Genomic DNA, 19,341 nt, shown 5'->3' with positions numbered 1-19,341 from the left:
ATTAGTCCTCTGTTAGTTTTATTTTACCTGTAATTACATCATTAATTAATGTTTTACGAAGCTCTTTTAACATTGTTATTTGAATATTTATATTTTTAATAATATTGTCAATTGTTTGGGTTTTAGAATCAATATATGCAACAATTTTATTTTGTTCATCTAAAGTCCTAGGAATAAAAACTATAAAGTCATTTACTTTTTCCATTTTTAAATTTATTCTCGTAAAACCTTTTCCTTCAATGGTTAGTAATTTTCTGTAATTATCAGATAATAATAAATAATTTAAAAAATATGGATTTACTTTTTTATGTGCAGTAACTCTATATCCTTTACAAAAACTATTCAAATATGTTTCTTCTAATTCATCATCCAAAATTGCAGATTTTCCAACATCTTCATAACCTTCAGAACTCATTAAAAAGAATATATCCCCTTTTTTAACTCTGTTTTGATTTTCAGTTTCATAAATTACAACTGTTCCTAAATAGTCTGCTTTTAGATATGTATTATTAGCAATGTTTGTGAAAGGAATAAATCCTCTACTGTATGGGTTTTCATCCTGATTAAAATCTCCTCCGCTTTTTCCAGATAAACCACTATATAAATAACCCAAATCCTTTAATCGAAATCTATTGAAATTTATATTGGTCTTAAAACCAAATTCTTTTTCTGAATATTCTACATTTGTATTCAACCCTTTACAAACAGCATCGTTAATAATACTTTTTCTGTATTCTTTATAATAATTATTTTTTTGAGTTAATAAATCTATTTTTTTATCAATCGCTTGGGTTTTCTGCAGAATATAATTAGCAATAATATTTTGAGTTTTGTGGGGAACAAAAGGTAGTTCTAATCTTTTAATCTTATCAACGGATAATCCTGGCTGTGCTGCAGATAAAGCATATTGATTTAAATTCATAACCCTTAATAATTCGCCAAACCATATTATATTAATATCTTTTTTTAGATATACTACAACTGCATGTTCGGTAGCCCAAAACTTATTATTTGCATAATTAATATTACCACACAATGCCCCTTGTCTACCAATTAAAATATAATTCCCATTATGATTATATTTTTTGCAGAATCCTCTAATACCATTACCTCCATATACAGGAAATTCAGCTTCTTCATCAAACTCCATTGCATCAATATAATAACCACTTTGATAATCAGCAATATCTTTAATCCTTTTTATTTCCCAATCTTTTGGAATTATCGGTAGCCATTGTATTTCAGTAGGTATGTAATTATTATATTTTATCATATAGCTAATTGTTTTTCAAGGTTAGCTAAATCAAGCTCTAATTGTTTTAAATATTCTTTGATTTTAGCTGTATCTCTTAATTTTTCTGGAATGTAAAATACTTTGTTGAAATTAATTTCTACACCAATTGTGTTGTCTAAATATTCAAACGGTTTGGTAATATATTTATCCATAAAAGTGGCTATATTTTCTTGATTTTGCTTTTCATCTGGACTAAAAGGAATTACTTCATAATCTTTTTGAAGATCTTTAGTTATTTCGGCCGTAACTAGAATATGTTCTTCTTTAGTTGATGTCTTTTTCTTGTAAGTAGATTTAACAATTATTTTTCCATTTCCTAAAAAGCTTTCTTTCTGGTCTTTGTCCTTTACAACAATAGTTTCTTTGTTGTTGTCATAATGGAATGAATTGCCTTGTTTATCAATTAATATAAACGCATCAGCCTTATAATCAAAATCGTTTACAAAAGACTTAAAATAACTCTCATAATAATTGGATAAGCTAGAATAGTTTTTATCCTCAAACTTTGTAATTACCATTTCATTAATCGCTTTAATTCTGTTTTCTTTAAAACTGTCTAAAATCGCAATTGTTATAGGTTCTAATTTTATACTTTTTTCTTCTTTAAGATCACCGTTTCTATCTACTTTATTAGGCATTTTAACAGATTTACCAGCATCATCAACGTTAGTTAATAAAATTGATTGTTTATTGAAATAAAAATGCCACTTATCAAAGATTTTACAATATTCGTTATCTTTAAATTCAGTAAAAGCCTTTACAATTTCAATTCTATTTTCCTCGCTCATTTGCTTTCTCTTTTTACCTTTACTTTTCTTTAAAGGCACAAATAAATTAGCTGCATTAATAAGCATCACTTTATCTTTTCTATCCGAGGGTTTGTTTTTATTGAATATCCATAGATAAGTATAAATTCCAGTATTGAAAAACTCATCTGTAGGCATTTGGATAATTGCCTCAACCCAATCATTATCTAGAAAATATTTTCTAATAGCACTTTCACCACTACCTGCATCACCACTAAATAATGTTGAACCATTATGAACCACAACAGCCAAGCCATCATCAGCCAATTGGTATAGAATATGTTGTGTAAATAAAAATTGACCATCAGAAATAGACGGCAAAGCAATAAATCTTTCAGTTGTATCGTTTACAATATCTTTTTGATATCCTTTCCAATCAACTCCGTAAGGAGGATTTGCAACAATTACATCAAATTTCTTTTCGATAAACTTAATTTCTGTTAAAGTATTTCCGTGCTCTATTTGAGACCCAACCCTAAATCTACTTTCGATTTTAGCTAAAGCGTACAAACTATCATTCCAGTCTTCACCATAAGTAGCAGTTGGTCTTTTAAAATTCTCTTTAATTTTATCTTCAACACCAAACAAAAGGTTTCCTCCACCACACGTTGGATCGTATATTGTTAGAAACTTTTCATTGTCTTCAATTTTAGAAGCAATAATATCAGTTATTAAAGAGATAATATCATCAGGTGTATATTGTTCTCCAGCAGTTTCTGCTGAAATATCTGCCCATTTTCTTTTAATGTGCTCTTCTAAAGTTGTTATTTCAGAATTATTAAAAGGTGTTAAATCAATTTCACTCCACGCTTGAACAGTTTCAAATAATATCCTTTTCTTTTTTAGCAAACCACTAATACCAGATATATCCAAAAACTTTTCTTCTTCAGTCCCTTTATCTACTCCAAGCAAATATTTAGTTTCAGGATCGAATGCTTTTAGGTAAGCATGAAAATCAACATCAAACGTCTTATCATTTTTGCAGATGTCTTTTAGTGTTTTATTTTTTCTAATAACAAAATCATTATACCCTAATCCTTCTAACTGGAACATCTCAATAAAGTCTTCAATATCAGTTTCTCCTATATCTTCTTTTAATCTTTTAGCTTCTCTTACTAATCTACTTTCAACCATTAGTAGCGCAAAGAAAGGCATCATGTATTTTGGGAAGTCACTTTGTTTTATTCCAGAGGCTATAAGTAAATCGGCAGTTTTCCAAACGTCTTTTTCGTATTGTAATATATTTATGCTCATTTTGTGTTTTAATGTTAGAATTGGTAAATATAGATAATTCTAATGCTTATTCTCCTCAGAAATTATTGATAAAATTGCTTTTTTTTAAACTAAATAGGGCTTCTAGTTTATATTTGTGAAAGAAGTGTATGAGCAAATTAAAAAAAAATTTAATTAAGAAAAAATAAAAGTAAAAAGTAAATTCTGATACACAAATAAATAGAGTGTTATTACATTTCTATTAAATAAAAAAGATGCTTACGCATCTTTTTTATTTAATCTCCTACTCTACCAAATATCATTTGATGATAATTTCTCATGAATTAGTATACTGTTCCTCTTGCGTATAAACCAACTGTAATTTTAATAAGTAAAATATTCATACCATTCCATAATCAAATACTGGAAAATAGTATAATTTAAAATCGTAGAGATCTTAGTTTTTATTTTTCAAGATCAAAATCTAGTAATTCTTTAGGATGCTTTCCTAATCCTTTTGCTAAATCTAAAAGTGTTGTAAATGATAAATTTCTTTTCCCATTTTCTATGTCACTTATTGTAGCTTTGATAAGCTTATCACTATTTAAGGCAACAGTGTCTTGACTTAAATCTAATTCAGTTCTAAGCTTTTTAACATGCAAGCCAAATTTTTTTAATTTTTCCTCCTTATGTTTTTCCATCTTTTTTAAGCATTTAAACAAAAGGCGTGATAATTCCATTAAAAAATGTTATAAGATCTTATAACAAATAAAAAAAAATTGTTATATTTGTTTATTATTTGAATTAACATTTAATATTATTTGCATTTAGCATATAATTAAATAATTTTGCGATTCTTCATGTAAAAATATTTGAAGCATTCGCTTTGATTCTCGTTTTCAAAAACTGGCGTTTTATTAACCACGAGAGGATAAGTTAGATGCTCACGTCTTATGGCGTGGGCTCACTTATTTGTGGTAGGGTGCCGCCAGTGCCTTGAAAACGATAAGCTGAGTTCTGCGCCTTTTTTTTGCTCACAAACTCACTTGTTATTCTTAGCGTACTACTAATTATTTTTTTAAAATTCGCATCTAAAAAGTCGAACCTTTTAAAATTATCATTGCCTGTGTATTGAACAAATCTTCCTTATGCCTATTAAGTCGTTTACTTAATACATAAAAAATGGCCCTCTGCAGCAGCGACTAACTAGAGCAGAGGACCGTAGCCAGTCAAATCATATTTAACTAACCAATCCCAAAATTATGAATAATTATTCATTTTCCAAGGGTGGAATAGATCTCTATTGCCTAATTTTTATAGGTTTTCTACTGTCTTTTTCACCATTGTCTGCCAAAAATCAATCTCGGCAAGGCAATTTATTTCCCCAACAACATAACGTTCAGGGCACTGTCACAGACGGTACTAATCCCCTGCCCGGAGTAACTGTTGGTATTAAAAACAAAAAAAACAAGGCCGTAATTTCTGATTATAGCGGTCAGTTTATACTGTTATGCTCTCCTAGTGACACACTGGTAGTATCTTATATAGGTTTTAAAACTTCGCTGGTTCCAATTCAGGGACGTTCCCTTGTGAATATCATACTTTCCTACGATACAACAACACTGCAGGAAGTACGTGTGAATGCGGGATATTATTCAGTTAAAGAAAGCGAGCGCACTGGCAGTATCGCACGTATAACTTCAAAAGATATCGAAACCCAACCCGTTACCAATGTGCTGGCAACCATGCAGGGCCGCATGGCTGGTGTCTCTATAACTCAGACAACAGGAGTTCCTGGTGGTGGATTCGATATAAAGATACGGGGTCAGAACAGCCTGCGCTCTGATGCAAATGCTCCTCTCTATATTATAGACGGGGTTCCGTACGCGTCCAGCCCTATTGGCTATAATCAGACTTCGACCACATTTCCCACAGTTACCAGTCCATTGAACAACATTAATCCGGAATCAATTGAAAGTATTGAAATCCTAAAAGATGCCGATGCAACAGCCATATACGGTTCCCGCGGTGCTAATGGAGTAGTTTTAATCACTACTAAAAAAGGCAAGGCAGGCAAAACCACTTTTACCATCAAAGCATCAACAGGAGCTGGATCGGTAACCAAATTCATGAAACTGATGAATACGGAGCAATATTTAAACATGCGCAGACAGGCTTTTGTAAATGATAAACTTACCCAGTACAAAGCGCGGGATTATGATATTAATGGTACTTGGGATCAAAACCGTTACACTGACTGGCAGGAAGAACTTTTGGGAGGAACGGCGATGATCAACGATATGATGGGAAGTGTATCGGGCGGCTCAGAAAAAACCCAGTTTCTTCTCAGTGGCAATTATTATACCGAATCAACTGTTTTCCCTGGGGATTTCCTCTACAAAAAAGGTGGCAGCCACTTTAATTTAAACCACCGTTCAGACGGTAATAAGTTTCGACTCACTTTCTCAGCCGGATACAACGTACAGGATAATAACCAGCCTGCATTTGACTTTACGACAGAATCACGAACGCTGGCACCTAATGCACCGGCCCTTTACAGCGAAGACGGAAGCCTGAACTGGGAAAATAAAACATGGAACAATCCACTAAGAAATCTGAATGCCGAATTTAAATCCAAAACCCATGATCTTGTCGCCAATACTGTTCTTTCTTACGAAATACTTCCGGACCTTACAATTAAAAGCAGTCTTGGCTATACCAGTTTGAGTACAGTTGAAACCAGAACTTCACCCTCAACACTATTTAATCCCGCCAATAATATTACAAGTGCAAGATCCGGCATTTACGTCAACAATACTAATCGTTCTTCCTGGATTGTAGAGCCCCAGATGAACTGGCAAAAAGATCTCGGCGAAGGGAAACTTGACGTGCTCTTAGGTTCAACATTCCAAAATCAGACCACTTCAAGACTGTTCCAGTCTGGCGACGGATTCAGTTCTAACAGTCTGATATATAATCTGGGGGCAGCTTCTGTTGTAACAGTGCTACTGAATGATGAGACAGCGTATAAATATCAGGCCTTTTTTGGAAGACTGAATTACAACTGGCAGCAAAAGTACATCATCAATTTCACAGCCAGAAGAGACGGATCAAGCCGTTTCAGTCCAGAAAACCAATTTTCGAATTTTGGTGCTGTTGGCGTTGCGTGGCTGTTTTCCAATGAAAATCTGTTGAAAGAAAGCCACTGGATCAGTTTTGGAAAGATTCGCTCAAGTTACGGCACGACGGGAAATGATCAGATAGGCGATTATCAATTCTTAGACACCTACACCACCTCAGGGGTAAATTATAACGGTATAATAGGCCTACAGCCGACAAGGCTGTACAATGAAAATTTTGGATGGGAAGTTAATAAAAAGTTTGAACTTGCTCTGGAATTGGGATTTCTAAAAGACCGTGTTTTTGCTACTGCTGCATGGTATCAGAACCGCTCTTCCAATCAGCTGACGGGCATTCCGCTTCCCGGCACAACGGGCTTCACCGTTCTGCAGGCCAACCTTGATGCGGTAGTAGAAAATAAGGGACTGGAATTAACTTTCAGAACTGTAAATTTTAAATCTTATAATTTTAACTGGACGACCAATCTTAATATCACATTTGAAAGAAATAAGCTGGTCAGATTTCCCGGATTGGAAAGTTCTACTTACAGCCAGCAGTATCGTGTCGGCCTACCTTTAAATATCAAATTGCTCTATAATTATCAGGGAATCGATCCTCAATACGGCTTATATCAATTTGAAGATCTAAATGGCGATGGCAAACTATCTTCTCCTGATGACCAGCAGTCTGTATCCGATTTGAACCCTAAATATTATGGTGGTCTTCAGAATCAGCTATCCTACAAACGCTGGAAATTAGACTTTTTATTTCAATTTGTCAATCAGAAAAACAAAGCTTATCTGATAGGCCAACCTGGACAAATGACAAACCAGCCCGCACGAATGACTGACAGCTGGCAACAGCCCGGAGACGAGGCCGCGTATCAGATGTACACATCCGGTACAAACTCAGCTGCCGTCAATACCAATTATTTATACTCAATCAGTAATGCAGGGATAGAAGACGCTTCTTTTATTCGGTTAAAAAACATTGCTATCACTTACGATGTCCCACTTAATTTAAAAGAAACCCAGTGCCGGGTTATGCTGCAGGGCCAAAATCTGTTGACTTTCACCAATTACAAAGATGGAGATCCTGAATTTGTAATATCCGGTTTCCTTCCTCCTCTTAAGGTAATTACGGCAGCCGTACAACTCACTTTTTAAATCCAGAAAAAATGAAATTAGTATATCCAAATATAAAACTGACAGCACTATTGATCTGTCTTTATACAATGAATGCATGTGATTCATTTGTCGATGTAGATCTTCCAAAATCTCAGCTTACAAGCGAAAGTGTTTTCCAGGACTACGCTACCGCTGATGCCGCGCTTACCGACATATATGCAAAAATAAGAGACAAGGGAATGCTAACAGGGCTTAGTTCGGGATTATCAAACCAGCTCGGAAACTATACTGATGAACTTACCGCGTTCGGCACTGCCTCTAGTCCAACGCTGAATTTCTACAATAATTCCCTTCTTCCTTCAAATGCTGTTATTTTGGACTATTGGAATTTAGCTTACAATCAAATATATGCAGCCAACTCAATACTAGAGGGGATTGAAAAAAGCACTAGCATTTCGATCGATAACAAAAAGAAGCTAAAGGGCGAAACATTATTCATCAGGGCTTTATTATATTTTTACCTTGTCAACCTTTTCGGGCCCATCCCTTACATCCAAACAACAGATTATAAAATCAACAGCAAGGTGATCAGAATGTCTGAAAGTGACGTCTATCAAAATATTATCGAGGATCTTGACAACTCAGCTGCTCTACTCCCCGCTGCTTATAGCAGCACTGACAGAGTGCGTCCAAATCAATATGTAGCAAAAGCACTGTTGGCAAGAGCATATCTCTATAATGGCTCCTATGCTGAAGCATCCAATGAAGCGTCTGCCATTCTTAACAGTACTGATCTTTTTATATTGGAAAAAAACATAAATCAGGTATTTTTAATAAGTTCAAAAGAAACGATCTGGCAGTTTAAATCAGCTGCCTCGGGACAGAATACCAAAGAAGCAGAGACTTTTACAATTTTATCTGCACCACCAACTGTCACAGCATTAACTCCTGAACTGGTCACTTCATTCGGACTTGGAGATTTACGCCGATCCAGTTGGATCAAACAAATTAATCAGGGAACTTCAGTATGGTATTATTCCTATAAATATAAGGAAAACAATTTTACTGGTACTTCAGTAGAGTACTCTATACTCTTTCGTCTGGCTGAGCAGTATCTTATTAGAGCCGAAGCAAGGGTAAAACAGGGCGATCTCCTTGGCGCAAAAGAAGATTTAAACCATGTCAGACGCAGAGCTGGCCTATCAGATACGGCAGCTATTTCGAAAGGCGAAATTCTGCAGGCGTTGCTTGAGGAAAGAAAATGGGAGCTCTTTACTGAGGCTGGTCATCGATTTTTTGATTTGAAACGATTTGACACAGTCGACCAGGTACTTTCAGTAGTGAAACCCGGCTGGAATACTACAGACCGTTTATTTCCTATTCCGCAAAATGAATTAAATGCCAATCCGAATCTTTTACCGCAAAACGCCGGATATTAAAATTATATTATGTCAACACTTTATGATAAAACTGCAGTCTGTAGCAGAAAGTTAAATGCCCTGACTCACGTCAGAATTTTATTTGTTTTTTTTATTTTGCCATTAGTAGCCTGTCCTCTTTGGGGACAGGCAGTGCAAAAAAAAGATTTAACCGCTTCAGATTATCATTTATGGGGCACGTTACAATTAGAAAAGATAGCACCTGATGAGAATTGGGTGAGCTTTAAAATACAGTATGAGAATGGGAACGATACACTCTTTGTTAAAAACTCAGATACGAATAAAATCTATCACTTTCCAGATGCAAGAAATTCAGTATTTACAGAAAAAAATACATTTGTCTGCATGATTCAAAACAATCTTCACATATTGAATTTAAAAACGGGCAAAGCAGAAATAATTAAATCGGTCAAAAAGTATTTGTACTCAAAATCTGCCGATTGTCTAATTATTATTTTTCGACCTGAGGGAAATTGTAATAAAATAGTTCTCCGTAAACCAAATGGAAAGACTATAAAGGAAATTCAGAATGGAATTCAATTTTCATTAAGTCCAGATCAAAAAACATTGGTCTACAGTACTTATTTTGAAAATATTTGTAATACCTATTTATTGAACCTTCAAAAAGCTGATCAGGAAAAGCAGCTTATAGTAAGTGGAGATGAGAGTTATAAGGATTTTGCCTGGCAGAAAGAAGGGAAATCACTTGCATTTATTGGTCATACAAAGGATCGTTTCAAGAACTCTCTTCTCTATTATATAGTGGATAAAGAAAATCTCTACCGGCTTACACCGAGTGAACTGATCACTTTTCCAAAAGATAGCTACATAGCAGATGGCAACAATTATGATTTAGTAGTGTCAGATGATTTACAAAGCGTCTTTTTCAATTATAATAATAAAAATACTAAGGAAGAGAGCAAAATAAATTCTAATGTGGAGATTTGGAATGCAAATGATAAATGGGTATATCTACAAGAACAGCTTATCGGCCAGATTGAAAAATCAGTCAAGATTGCTTTATGGATGCCATTATCAAACAATGCTATTCCTGTTACAACTGCAGAGCTTCCTAAAATGATGCTTAGCGGTGACCAGAAAAATGCCTTTCTGTCCAATCCCAAAGCGTATGAACCTCAGTTTGAAATAGAAGGTCCAAGAGATTTTTATATTATGAATCTCGGTACTTTGGAAAGAAAACTTTTTCTAAAAAAACAATCTCCTCTCTCCGAATATCTAATGCCTTCTCCCAAAGGAAAATATGTAGCTTATTATAAGGAAAATAATTGGTGGGTTTATAACATAGAAAAGGGCACTCACACCAATATTACCCAAAAAATAAAAATCAAATTTAAAGAAAATCATCCACTTTTGGTTTCAGAATTTGCCTGCGGCACTCCTGGCTGGAGCACAGACGATAAAGAACTCTTATTGTATGACCAGTACGATATCTGGGCAATAGCAGCTGATGGTAGCGTCTCAAGAAAGCTCACACATGGACGAAAAAGAAAAATAAAATACCGTATTGCGGATTTTTTAAATAAACCCTTAAAGCTTGTTTATGATAGTCCAGCATCAGATAGTTTTAATATCAATAAGGAGCTTATACTGCGCGCCGAAGGAGAAGATGGAAAAACAGGATGGTTTATTTGGAATCCGTATTCAGGTGAAAAACAAATTATTTATGAGGTAGCGTATACAGACCAGTTGTATTGTGATGCCAAGAAACAAAACTTCTTCTATAGGAAACAGCGTTTTGACCTCTCACCTCAACTGATAGTAAAAAATCATAAAAAGGAAGCCAAAGCCGTCTTTCAAAGCAATCCCCATCAGTCAAAATACTATTGGGGTAGATCTGAAATAATTTACTACCAAAATTCAAGAGGGGAAAATTTAAAAGGAGTTTTGCAATACCCTGCAAATTATAACAAACAGAAAAAGTACCCTATGATCGTTCATATATACGAGCAGCAGTCAAGACTGGTTCATCACTACAATAACCCCTCATTAAGCAACGCAGACGGATTCAATGCAACTGTATTTACCTTGGAAGGCTACTTTGTCCTACTGCCAGATATTCGTTACCAATATGGCAATCCTGGCATATCTGCTCTGGACTGCGTCACTGCAGCCACAAGAAAGGTGATTGATAAAGCCATCATTGACACTGACAAAATTGGGCTGATTGGACATTCATTCGGAGGCTATGAGGCTGCCTTTATAATTACACAGACAAGTTTATTTAAAACCGCAATCGCGGGCAGCAGCATAACTGATCTGACAAGCTTTTTTCTGACTGTGAACCAAAACACAGGAAAGCCTGATATGTGGCGGTTTCAAAACCAGCAGTGGTGGATGGGAAAAACGCCATTTGACGCACCTGAAGTGTTCCATAATAACTCTCCGATACATAATGCACAAACAGTTAATACACCTTTGCTGTTATGGTCCGGAAAAGCAGATAAGCAGATTGATGTGCGTCAGAGTCTTGAGTATTATTTGGCCCTGCGACGATTGGGAAAGAAAAACATCCTATTGCTTTATCCAAACGAAGGACATGTTTTTAGTGCTAAAGAGAATCAGATTGATCTGTCGCTTCGGCTACAGCAGTGGTTTGACTACTATCTAAAGGAAGGCACATCTGCGCAATGGATTAGTGTCGGTGTACAACAATAGGCTTAAATAAAAATACAATGCAGTTCGGTTGGAACTGCATTGTACCTTTGTTGCATTCATTTGTTAAATACATCAATTTTGTTTGTACAGCGTAACATTACAATTGCCCTGAGCATTTACATCAAAGGCTTGCTGCCCAGAAGCACTATGTAGACAAATCGTCCCACTTGTGTCATTACAAGGAACTTCTACCGGCTCGCATTCATCATCCTCATTTAGAATATAGGCAGGTCTGAATGTACTGCTGTTGGAGACACTCTGCATTGAAGTTGTTACAAAAGCTCCCGAGATTCCCAAAGCAATAACTGCAGCAGGAACCATGTTTTTCAAAAATGAATTTTTCATAATAATAAATATTAAATTAAAAAATCTGACCTACTTTTTTTTACAGGTATTCGATCTATTTTCCTGATATCGGCCGATATATTTTCTGCTGTCACAATTTGTTATCTATGACACCGTTTATCTCTTTTTTTATAATATCGCGTAACTTGTAAACGACAAGTTCATTCTCCATTAATGCATACAGGTGATCATCGGTAACAAAAAATGACAAAAGCTTTTTATTCTCAATTTTATCAACCGAAAAACTCATCAAATAAGATTTTTTTTTCAAATCGTAAACATCAATAATAAATGTGCGTTTCCATATCTTTTCATCTTCAAACTGACCTTGTATTTTGGAATTAATGAAAAGGAGATTTCCTGATATCGCTGCATGTGCGTTGACAATTAATGGTGGTGCTGACATCTTTCTTATTGTGCTATTTTTAAGATAAGCTACCTTTATCTTTGCTTTTGTAATAGTATCTATAGTATGTCCACGGTAAACTAGAGCGACATCGGTTCCTGCTACAATGAACTCATTGCGGTAATAATAAACATAAACCATTTTATTCAGCTTATTACTGAATAGCAACATTCCGTCTGTATCAAATATACCGTCTATCTGTGTCTGAAGAAGTTTTGAATTATATCGGGTGGCAGGGGATTTATATTCTTTATAAACACCAAGTGTATGTGAACCATCTTTGCCGTTACCAGCCCGGATCATAACAGTGGCGCTGTCAACGGGTTCCGCTAAAGTAAAATATGGAAGTCCTTTAAAATCTTTGTTAATTTTCCAATCCATGGTTTTCCCACTGAATAAAACTGGAACGGTACCGTCCATTAAATAAAAATCCGGGTCACTTATCTTGATTTTAACCATCGTAAAACGAAGCTTCTTTGAATCAAAAACTACCTTTATGGTTGTTCTGTCCTGCAATCTGGAATCCATAGATAAAATTTTAAGAGGGGTGGTATAATTGCCAAGGTAAATTCTGTTATTGCTGAAGCCAGCAAAATAGTAGGAATTGAACTTTAAATCCATACTTCTTTCAAACATAACTGGATGCTGGGGAAACCTTCTTATGAAAGGGTTTTTATTATGAATACTCTCTTCGGAGATAATAAATAAAACGACAATAACTACAATGCTTAACAAAACATTTACCATCATAACTTTACCTGTAACTATGGGGGGCAAATTTAATGCGGAAATTGTACCTATATGTCTTCTTAGAATAAGCGCAATGCACGCGAGTATAATAAATATTACATTAAATGCAAGGTGCGCATTCCAGCTCATCTTCTCTAAAACACCCCCGCATGAACAGGGAACAAAATCACTAAAATGCAGTATTATAAAAATATAAACACTAAACATCGTCATCAGACTTAAGGCTATGAAAAGACCTAGAGTACGCAGTTTTGGCACTACAAGAAATACGGCCGTCAGCAGTTCTGTAAAAGGCACCAGCCAGGAAACCCAAACAGCAAAAACACTCAAAAGGGGAGACTGCCCTAGCTGAACCTGAAAATTTTCAAAATCCAACAACTTGCTCACAGCGGCATATACAAAAAGAAGTATATATAAAAGACAGATAACCTCAACTACGTATTTTTTAAATCCCTTATTTTTATTAAGTATCATAACAAGTCGATTTGAATTCAACAATGTAAAATTCTGAATTACATATCAATAACACTTATATTATCGGGAGCGAGTATTACTCAGAAAGGATTAATCTTTTTCGATTAAAAAAAAATCACCTGTTTTGTTTCGGCCTATTTCTTTTGGGGAGATCCCAAATTGTTTTTTAAATGATTTGGAAAAGTTAGGATAACTATTAAAACCGCTCATAAACGAAATGTTTTTCAAAGGAATATCAGTTTGCTCAATCATTAGGTAAGCCCGTTTAAGCCGCTGTTCGGTATAAAACTTGTAGACGCTTGTATGGAAAAAATACCGGAATCCATCTTTGAGTTTAAAATCATTTGTACCAAAAAGTCTAGCAATTTCCTTTATTGAAGGCAAAGGCTCCGCCAAATTCGCAAGTACGTAATCGTAAACTCGTTGCATCAGGCGCGCATCGGCTTTTCTAAAATTATGCTGCTTTTGCACTTTTGTTTCGTAAGATTCCGGAACAGCGTCATCAAGCTGGAGAAAGGGAGCTATGAAGCTGAGTACTGTAAACTTACCTTCAGACAATCTTGATACTGAGCATTCTGCACTTACTATCAGTTTTTTATATGTTATGAAATTTAGCGTAATGATTTCACCTGATAGAAGAAGTTCCTCCAGTGCTTTTCTCTCCAGATCAGTCATTTCGGTGAAATCATCCAGTAAAAATTCCTGTATTGGCCTACTGAGCATCTCTATCGAATCATAACCCAAAATTTTCAACGCCCCTTGATTCACATCTTTGATGGAATGATTTTCATCTAGGATAAAAGTTGCAGGTGTCACCATCCTGTGAGTAATATATGGATTGACAAAACCTGAATGAAAAGCGGACTCCTTAAGTTCTTCCGCTACCATGTTGACAAGGACGACTAAGGTTTCAATTTCGTCGTCATAACTGCTCAAAGGGATTTGGTTATTGAAATTGCCCCTTGCCATTTCAAATAACATCTTGTGCATCGATACCATCCGCTGGCGGTTGTGAGGGCTTTTCATTTGTGTTAATATTTAATACTTGTGTCTATCTGTCTAAGAGTGATCCTAAACGAAATCCCTTAGATAATCTAATGCCTCCTGCTCCACGGTAAAAATTCGCGTAGGTACAGACGGCTTGCTGATTTCAAGATAGAAAGTGCTCATAGTCATGGAAACATTTTCACTGCCAATGAGAGCGACTGCTTTTGCAAGCAGTGATCCAGATTTTGCGAGATAGTCTCGGGCTGCTTTGTCAATTGAGGCAATTCCCCTGGTATCGCAAAATACAGGAAGATTCCTGTCATTTTGAAATGCAATCCTGTCTGCAACCACGCGCATAGCGACTTGCAAATCTATTGCAGTATTAGGTTTATATTCGAAAAAGAGGATTCCTTTTTCAATCCAAAACCTTGCATTTTGATTCTCAAAAGATTCATGTGAGGCAATCATGACCTGTTTGTTTTTAAACTTGAAATTTAACAAAATTATAAAGATTTAGAAACATTGTCATTGTCAAATATGGATTATTTCTTGCAAAACACTGTAATTTGTTGTCAAATCGGGAATTACCCTTGCCAAAATGGGAATAAAATATCTGCAAGTAAAAGCGCTTTCGATTTTTATAATGAATTTTAGGTGTCTAATTTTCAGACAATTACAAAAACACAGATTTAAACCTAAAAATTTAATAAGCGATGGCAAAAATCAAACACAATAATTTTATCGATACAGTAGACACTGTTTTTACTAGTGCAAAGGATCAAGGAATGCTACACCTATACACAGAAGGTGAATATTTAAATGGCCGGACCATAAAAATTAACGGAAACGAAATGCTCCATTTTGGCACAACGGGATATTTAGGACTCGAACAGGATGAAAGGTTAAAAGAGGCTGCAATAAATGCAATAAGAAATTACGGGACGCAGTTCCCTCTTTCTAAAACTTATCTTTCGCATCCACTATATGCTGAATTGGAAAGCAAGATAGAACAGATCTATGGTGTACCACCCATCATAACCAAGAACAGTACCCTTGGACATATTGCAATTATCCCAACTTTGATAAGGGATGAAGATGCAGTAATTCTCGACCATCAGGTGCATTGGAGTGTGCAGAATGCCTGTCAGGTTCTTAAGCTTAGGGGAATACCTGTCGAGATGGTACGCCATAACAATCTGGAAATGCTTGAAGACAAAATTCGAATGTTCAGCGGTAAATCGGGCAAAATCTGGTACATGGCGGACGGTGTTTATTCTATGTACGGTGATTATGCACCAGTACAGGATCTTTTGAACCTTGCTCGAAAATATCCGCAGCTCCACCTCTATTTTGATGATGTACATGGAATGAGCTGGAAAGGACAAAACGGTACTGGTTTTATCTTCGATGCCATTGGAACACTGGAAGAAAATATTGTTGTTGTCAGCACGCTGAGCAAAACTTTTGGTGCCAGCGGTGCTACATTTTTCTGTAGCGATCGTAAATTACGTGAGAAGATCAAAACTTTTGGAGGTCCTCTTACCTTCTCGGCTCAGCTTGAACCTGCATCAGTTGCCGCTGCAATTGCATCCTGTGACATACATCTTTCTGCAGAAATCTACGAGCACCAAGCTCAACTTGCAAAAAAAACAGCACATTTCAGCACGCTACTTTCAAACTCCAGCCTGCCTCTAGTGTCTGATAATGATTCTCCAGTTTTTTTTCTTGGAATGGGCACCCCAGCTACTGCTTATAATTTTACCAAGCGCCTTTTCTCAGATGGATTTTATCTCAACCTTGGCATTTATCCGGCAGTACCTATAAAAAACACCGGGATCCGTATCACGATATCTGCGCATAATAAAATTGAAGATATAACAGATCTTGCCCGTGCAATGGATCACCACTTCCAGAAAGCCGTGGAAGAAACCGGAAGCAGTGATGAAAAGATACGGCAGGCTTTTAGAATGGATCTCAGAAACAAACTCCCTGCTAAAAAGGAGCAGATAGAACTTCTGCTTATTGAAGAGAAAACAACAATAGAAAATATCGACAAGCAGGAATGGAACAAGTATTTGGGAACTCACAATATTCTTGATTGGGCTGGAATGCAGTATCTGGAGCGTACTTTCTCACGCAGCCAGGATAAAGCCAATAAATGGGATTTCTTCTATTATATAATCAGGGACCAAAACATGCAAGTTGTTTTAATGACGTTCTGCACATTCGGGATCTGGAAAGATGATATGCTGTCTACAGAATCAGTTTCAAGGCACCTTGAAGAAATTCGAAAAACAGAGCCCATGTATATGACTTCCAAAGTACTAAGTACTGGCTCGTTGTTCACTGAGGGGATGCACTGTTATATTGACCAGAGTCATCCTCTGGCCGAGCAATCATTTCGAATGCTATTGAACAAGATGGAAGAAACATACAATTCCTTAGGGGCTGATATGGTCGTTCTGCGTGATTTTGAAAATGGATTCAAATGGGATGAAATGGTTAGAAACCAAGGGTATTTCCAGATTGATATGCCAGAATCCTGTGTTATTGAAAATAAAAACTGCTCCACAATTGAGAATTATGGTTCCCTGCTTTCAACCCGTTCACGCCAGCATTACAACAGGGAAATATTGCCATACGAAAAATTCTACGATGTTGAAATAAAGGATTGCCTCAATCAAGAAGAAATAAACAGGGCTTACGAGCTATACTGCAATGTAAAGGATCGCAACCTAGCCATAAATACCTTCACATACAACAGACAAGTATTTGAAAATATGAACAGCTCTCCAAACTGGGAGTTCTTAATTCTGACCCTTAAAAATGCAGTTGAAAAGAATTTCGTTGGAATAATGTTTTGCTATAAAAATTCAGGAAATGTATATGTGCCTGAACTTATCGGCATGGACTATATTGCCGGAGAAGGTTTCAATCTATACAGACAGCTTTTATACCAAACGATCAAAAGAGCGCGAGAGCTTGAAATTGAGCGAATTGATTTCGGTATATCGGCAAGCTTTGAGAAGAAAAAACTTGGCGCTTCCATCATAACGAAGGTCGCTTACGTACAAGCCAAGGACAACTACGCTATGGAACTGATGCAGACACTGCAGAATGAAACCAATACCGCGCGCTGATATAATATATTTAAATTCTCCAACGAAAAGTAACGTCATACCGTATTTGGGCATAACTGCCCTCACTTTTCCTTGTTCAAATAAATCAAAATTCTGTTGCCATGATAAGATCTACATGTGAGAACGCCCTTCAGGTTATTCGAAAAGCAGAACAGGAATTCAGCTTAGATCCTGAACATATAATTGAAAAATCCTACCACATGACTACCGTTCTTCGAAGCTTGCTTTGTACGGTTAAAAAAAATGTTTTAGAAAAAGGATTCTCCGATGAAAATGAAGAGATTAATTTTTTTAAAATTATCAAACCCCAAATACTAGGAAAACTTATTTTCTATAATAAAGTTTTCCGAATTGAAGCATCCTGTCCGGTTGTAACGGGAAAAATGCATCATAAATATTTTTCCAATGAGCTTAATCTCCTCAAGCAGGAGTATAAAGAGCACTTTTATAACACAGATTTTTATCGCTATTATCGCACGGGAAGAACCGAATGGGACCATCATTTCTTTTGTCGAGGAAAAATAGACCTTCATGAAGGAGTTAATAGTTTTGTTTTTGAAATTGACACTCAATTTTCTACCTATTATGATTATAAGGTAGCGCGTATAATTGCTAACGAACTGCTTAACAGTTATCTCGTTTCTAAAATTGAACCTGACACCCAGCAGGCCACCATTTTTTCAGACGGAAATGTAGCGAACAGAGATTTTTTCTGGACAGATTCAAAGAATGCTCTGATCGAATTAATTTACGCACTTCATGCATCTGGTAGTATTTCTCATGGAAAAGCCGGCATCCGTAAAATCAGTATGGTTTTCCAGTTGCTTTTTAGGATCCAGCTCGGTGATGTACATCATGCCTACCATCGGATGAAAGACAGGGCTGATAGCAAAAGTATTTTTCTGGATCAGCTGAAATTATCGCTTAAACAGCACATGGAAAAAGAGGTCTAATTTTTTTAAAACTTGCAATTTTCTTGCCAATGAGGTGCAATTGGCATCAAATGGCTACTGGTATGTAATTACTTCTATATGCTCAATTATCCCAGTAAATCAGCAACTCATCTTAATTTTTTATTCAGTTAAAATTTTCATAAAACAACATTTTACATTGGCTGCTATTGGCAATGAAAAACTTTTGCCAGTAGCAATTTTGCATCACTAATGTAAAACACACAGCCATGAATATAGACAGAATGGAATTCATTTCCTGGATGGAACGAATTATAGAACGTTTCGATCTTTTGAGCGCGCATATCAGTGAACTTGAAAAAAAACGCGGAAGTGTTGACGGCGAAGAGCTATTGGATAATCAGGATATATTGCAGATGCTTAAAATAAGTGGAAGATCACTCCAGCGCTACCGATCAATCGGCAAGCTCCCCTACTATACCATCAGTGGAAAAATATATTATAAGTTATCAGATGTACACCAGTTCATTAGAGAAAGCATCAATGTCCGAAAGCCAAAAAACTATGCCAGAGAGTGAAAAATAGCGCCAATAGATTCCAGCTTTTAGTGAGCACCTTTTCACCTTTTAATTTCGCATATGAATCTAAAATTTA

The 19,341-nt window shown here is 35.9% G+C and carries 13 protein-coding genes; 6 read left to right on the top strand and 7 right to left on the bottom strand.

Annotated elements, in window-relative coordinates:
* Position 1 precedes the first annotated feature (1 nt).
* The 3 genes from ACEN92_RS04110 to ACEN92_RS04100 form a co-directional block, all read right to left on the bottom strand.
* Positions 2–1,273 (bottom strand): restriction endonuclease subunit S, encoded by a 1,272-nt coding sequence (locus ACEN92_RS04110; RefSeq protein ID WP_495641104.1) that lies wholly within the window; start codon positions 1,271–1,273, stop codon positions 2–4.
* Positions 1,270–3,354 (bottom strand): HsdM family class I SAM-dependent methyltransferase, encoded by a 2,085-nt coding sequence (locus tag ACEN92_RS04105; RefSeq protein WP_495641103.1) that lies wholly within the window; start codon positions 3,352–3,354, stop codon positions 1,270–1,272. Before ACEN92_RS04105 ends, ACEN92_RS04110 begins: the two co-directional genes overlap by 4 nt.
* A 422-nt stretch (positions 3,355–3,776) precedes the next feature.
* The gene (locus tag ACEN92_RS04100) at positions 3,777–4,013 is read right to left on the bottom strand and encodes a helix-turn-helix domain-containing protein (RefSeq protein ID WP_035627429.1); all 237 of its coding nucleotides are present in this window, start codon (positions 4,011–4,013) and stop codon (positions 3,777–3,779) included.
* A 561-nt stretch (positions 4,014–4,574) separates the two neighbouring features.
* On the opposite strand from ACEN92_RS04100, the gene ACEN92_RS04095 reads away from it, so the two are divergent.
* Genes ACEN92_RS04095 through ACEN92_RS04085 form a run of 3 tightly spaced genes read left to right on the top strand, consistent with a single transcriptional unit; the run spans position 4,575 to position 11,674 of the window.
* Positions 4,575–7,598 (top strand): SusC/RagA family TonB-linked outer membrane protein, encoded by a 3,024-nt coding sequence (locus ACEN92_RS04095; RefSeq protein ID WP_495641102.1) that lies wholly within the window; start codon positions 4,575–4,577, stop codon positions 7,596–7,598.
* Positions 7,599–7,609: 11 nt separating this feature from the next.
* Positions 7,610–8,998 carry a RagB/SusD family nutrient uptake outer membrane protein gene (locus ACEN92_RS04090; protein ID WP_495641101.1) on the top strand — a complete coding sequence of 463 codons (1,389 nt, stop codon included), beginning with the start codon at positions 7,610–7,612 and terminating at the stop codon, positions 8,996–8,998.
* Between the two features lie 9 nt (positions 8,999–9,007).
* The gene (locus ACEN92_RS04085) at positions 9,008–11,674 is read left to right on the top strand and encodes a S9 family peptidase (RefSeq protein WP_495641100.1); all 2,667 of its coding nucleotides are present in this window, start codon (positions 9,008–9,010) and stop codon (positions 11,672–11,674) included.
* Positions 11,675–11,746: 72 nt separating this feature from the next.
* Here ACEN92_RS04085 and ACEN92_RS04080 read toward each other — a convergent pair whose 3' ends face one another.
* The 4 genes from ACEN92_RS04080 to ACEN92_RS04065 form a co-directional block, all read right to left on the bottom strand.
* A complete protein-coding gene (locus ACEN92_RS04080) occupies positions 11,747–12,019 on the bottom strand; it encodes a DUF6520 family protein (RefSeq protein ID WP_495641099.1) in 273 nt (90 codons plus the stop codon).
* A gap of 91 nt (positions 12,020–12,110) precedes the next feature.
* Positions 12,111–13,649, bottom strand: a complete 1,539-nt coding sequence (locus ACEN92_RS04075) for a MauE/DoxX family redox-associated membrane protein (RefSeq protein WP_495641098.1) — start codon at positions 13,647–13,649, stop codon at positions 12,111–12,113.
* 90 nt (positions 13,650–13,739) lie between these two features.
* Positions 13,740–14,675, bottom strand: coding sequence for a helix-turn-helix transcriptional regulator (locus ACEN92_RS04070; protein ID WP_495641097.1), 936 nt, complete (start codon positions 14,673–14,675; stop codon positions 13,740–13,742).
* A 45-nt stretch (positions 14,676–14,720) separates the two neighbouring features.
* Entirely contained in the window at positions 14,721–15,104 is a 384-nt protein-coding gene (locus ACEN92_RS04065) for a DUF7793 family protein (protein WP_495641096.1), read from the bottom strand.
* A 245-nt stretch (positions 15,105–15,349) separates the two neighbouring features.
* Between ACEN92_RS04065 and ACEN92_RS04060 the strand changes: the two genes are divergently transcribed.
* The 3 genes from ACEN92_RS04060 to ACEN92_RS04050 all read left to right on the top strand — a co-directional run bounded on the left by ACEN92_RS04060 (position 15,350) and on the right by ACEN92_RS04050 (position 19,265).
* A complete protein-coding gene (locus ACEN92_RS04060) occupies positions 15,350–17,776 on the top strand; it encodes an aminotransferase class I/II-fold pyridoxal phosphate-dependent enzyme (RefSeq protein WP_495641095.1) in 2,427 nt (808 codons plus the stop codon).
* A 101-nt stretch (positions 17,777–17,877) separates the two neighbouring features.
* Complete coding sequence (locus tag ACEN92_RS04055; protein ID WP_495641094.1) at positions 17,878–18,729, top strand: RteC domain-containing protein; 852 nt, start codon at positions 17,878–17,880, stop codon at positions 18,727–18,729.
* A gap of 227 nt (positions 18,730–18,956) precedes the next feature.
* A complete protein-coding gene (locus ACEN92_RS04050) occupies positions 18,957–19,265 on the top strand; it encodes a helix-turn-helix domain-containing protein (RefSeq protein WP_495641093.1) in 309 nt (102 codons plus the stop codon).
* Positions 19,266–19,341: the final 76 nt, after the last annotated feature.

Source organism: Flavobacterium sp. Flavsp81, from assembly GCF_059491325.1.
The sequence above is the reverse complement of the archived record's forward strand: the minus strand, read 5'-3'. Positions and strand labels throughout refer to the sequence as shown.

Bases quoted from the DNA above. Each gene is read 5' to 3' on its own strand.
- ACEN92_RS04110 (WP_495641104.1), bottom strand. From the start codon at position 1,273: ATGATAAAATATAATAATTACATACCTACTGAAATACAATGGCTACCG.
- ACEN92_RS04105 (WP_495641103.1), bottom strand. From the start codon at position 3,354: ATGAGCATAAATATATTACAATACGAAAAAGACGTTTGGAAAACTGCC.
- ACEN92_RS04100 (WP_035627429.1), bottom strand. From the start codon at position 4,013: ATGGAAAAACATAAGGAGGAAAAATTAAAAAAATTTGGCTTGCATGTT.
- ACEN92_RS04095 (WP_495641102.1), top strand. From the start codon at position 4,575: ATGAATAATTATTCATTTTCCAAGGGTGGAATAGATCTCTATTGCCTA.
- ACEN92_RS04090 (WP_495641101.1), top strand. From the start codon at position 7,610: ATGAAATTAGTATATCCAAATATAAAACTGACAGCACTATTGATCTGT.
- ACEN92_RS04085 (WP_495641100.1), top strand. From the start codon at position 9,008: ATGTCAACACTTTATGATAAAACTGCAGTCTGTAGCAGAAAGTTAAAT.
- ACEN92_RS04080 (WP_495641099.1), bottom strand. From the start codon at position 12,019: ATGAAAAATTCATTTTTGAAAAACATGGTTCCTGCTGCAGTTATTGCT.
- ACEN92_RS04075 (WP_495641098.1), bottom strand. From the start codon at position 13,649: ATGATACTTAATAAAAATAAGGGATTTAAAAAATACGTAGTTGAGGTT.
- ACEN92_RS04070 (WP_495641097.1), bottom strand. From the start codon at position 14,675: ATGAAAAGCCCTCACAACCGCCAGCGGATGGTATCGATGCACAAGATG.
- ACEN92_RS04065 (WP_495641096.1), bottom strand. From the start codon at position 15,104: ATGATTGCCTCACATGAATCTTTTGAGAATCAAAATGCAAGGTTTTGG.
- ACEN92_RS04060 (WP_495641095.1), top strand. From the start codon at position 15,350: ATGGCAAAAATCAAACACAATAATTTTATCGATACAGTAGACACTGTT.
- ACEN92_RS04055 (WP_495641094.1), top strand. From the start codon at position 17,878: ATGATAAGATCTACATGTGAGAACGCCCTTCAGGTTATTCGAAAAGCA.
- ACEN92_RS04050 (WP_495641093.1), top strand. From the start codon at position 18,957: ATGAATATAGACAGAATGGAATTCATTTCCTGGATGGAACGAATTATA.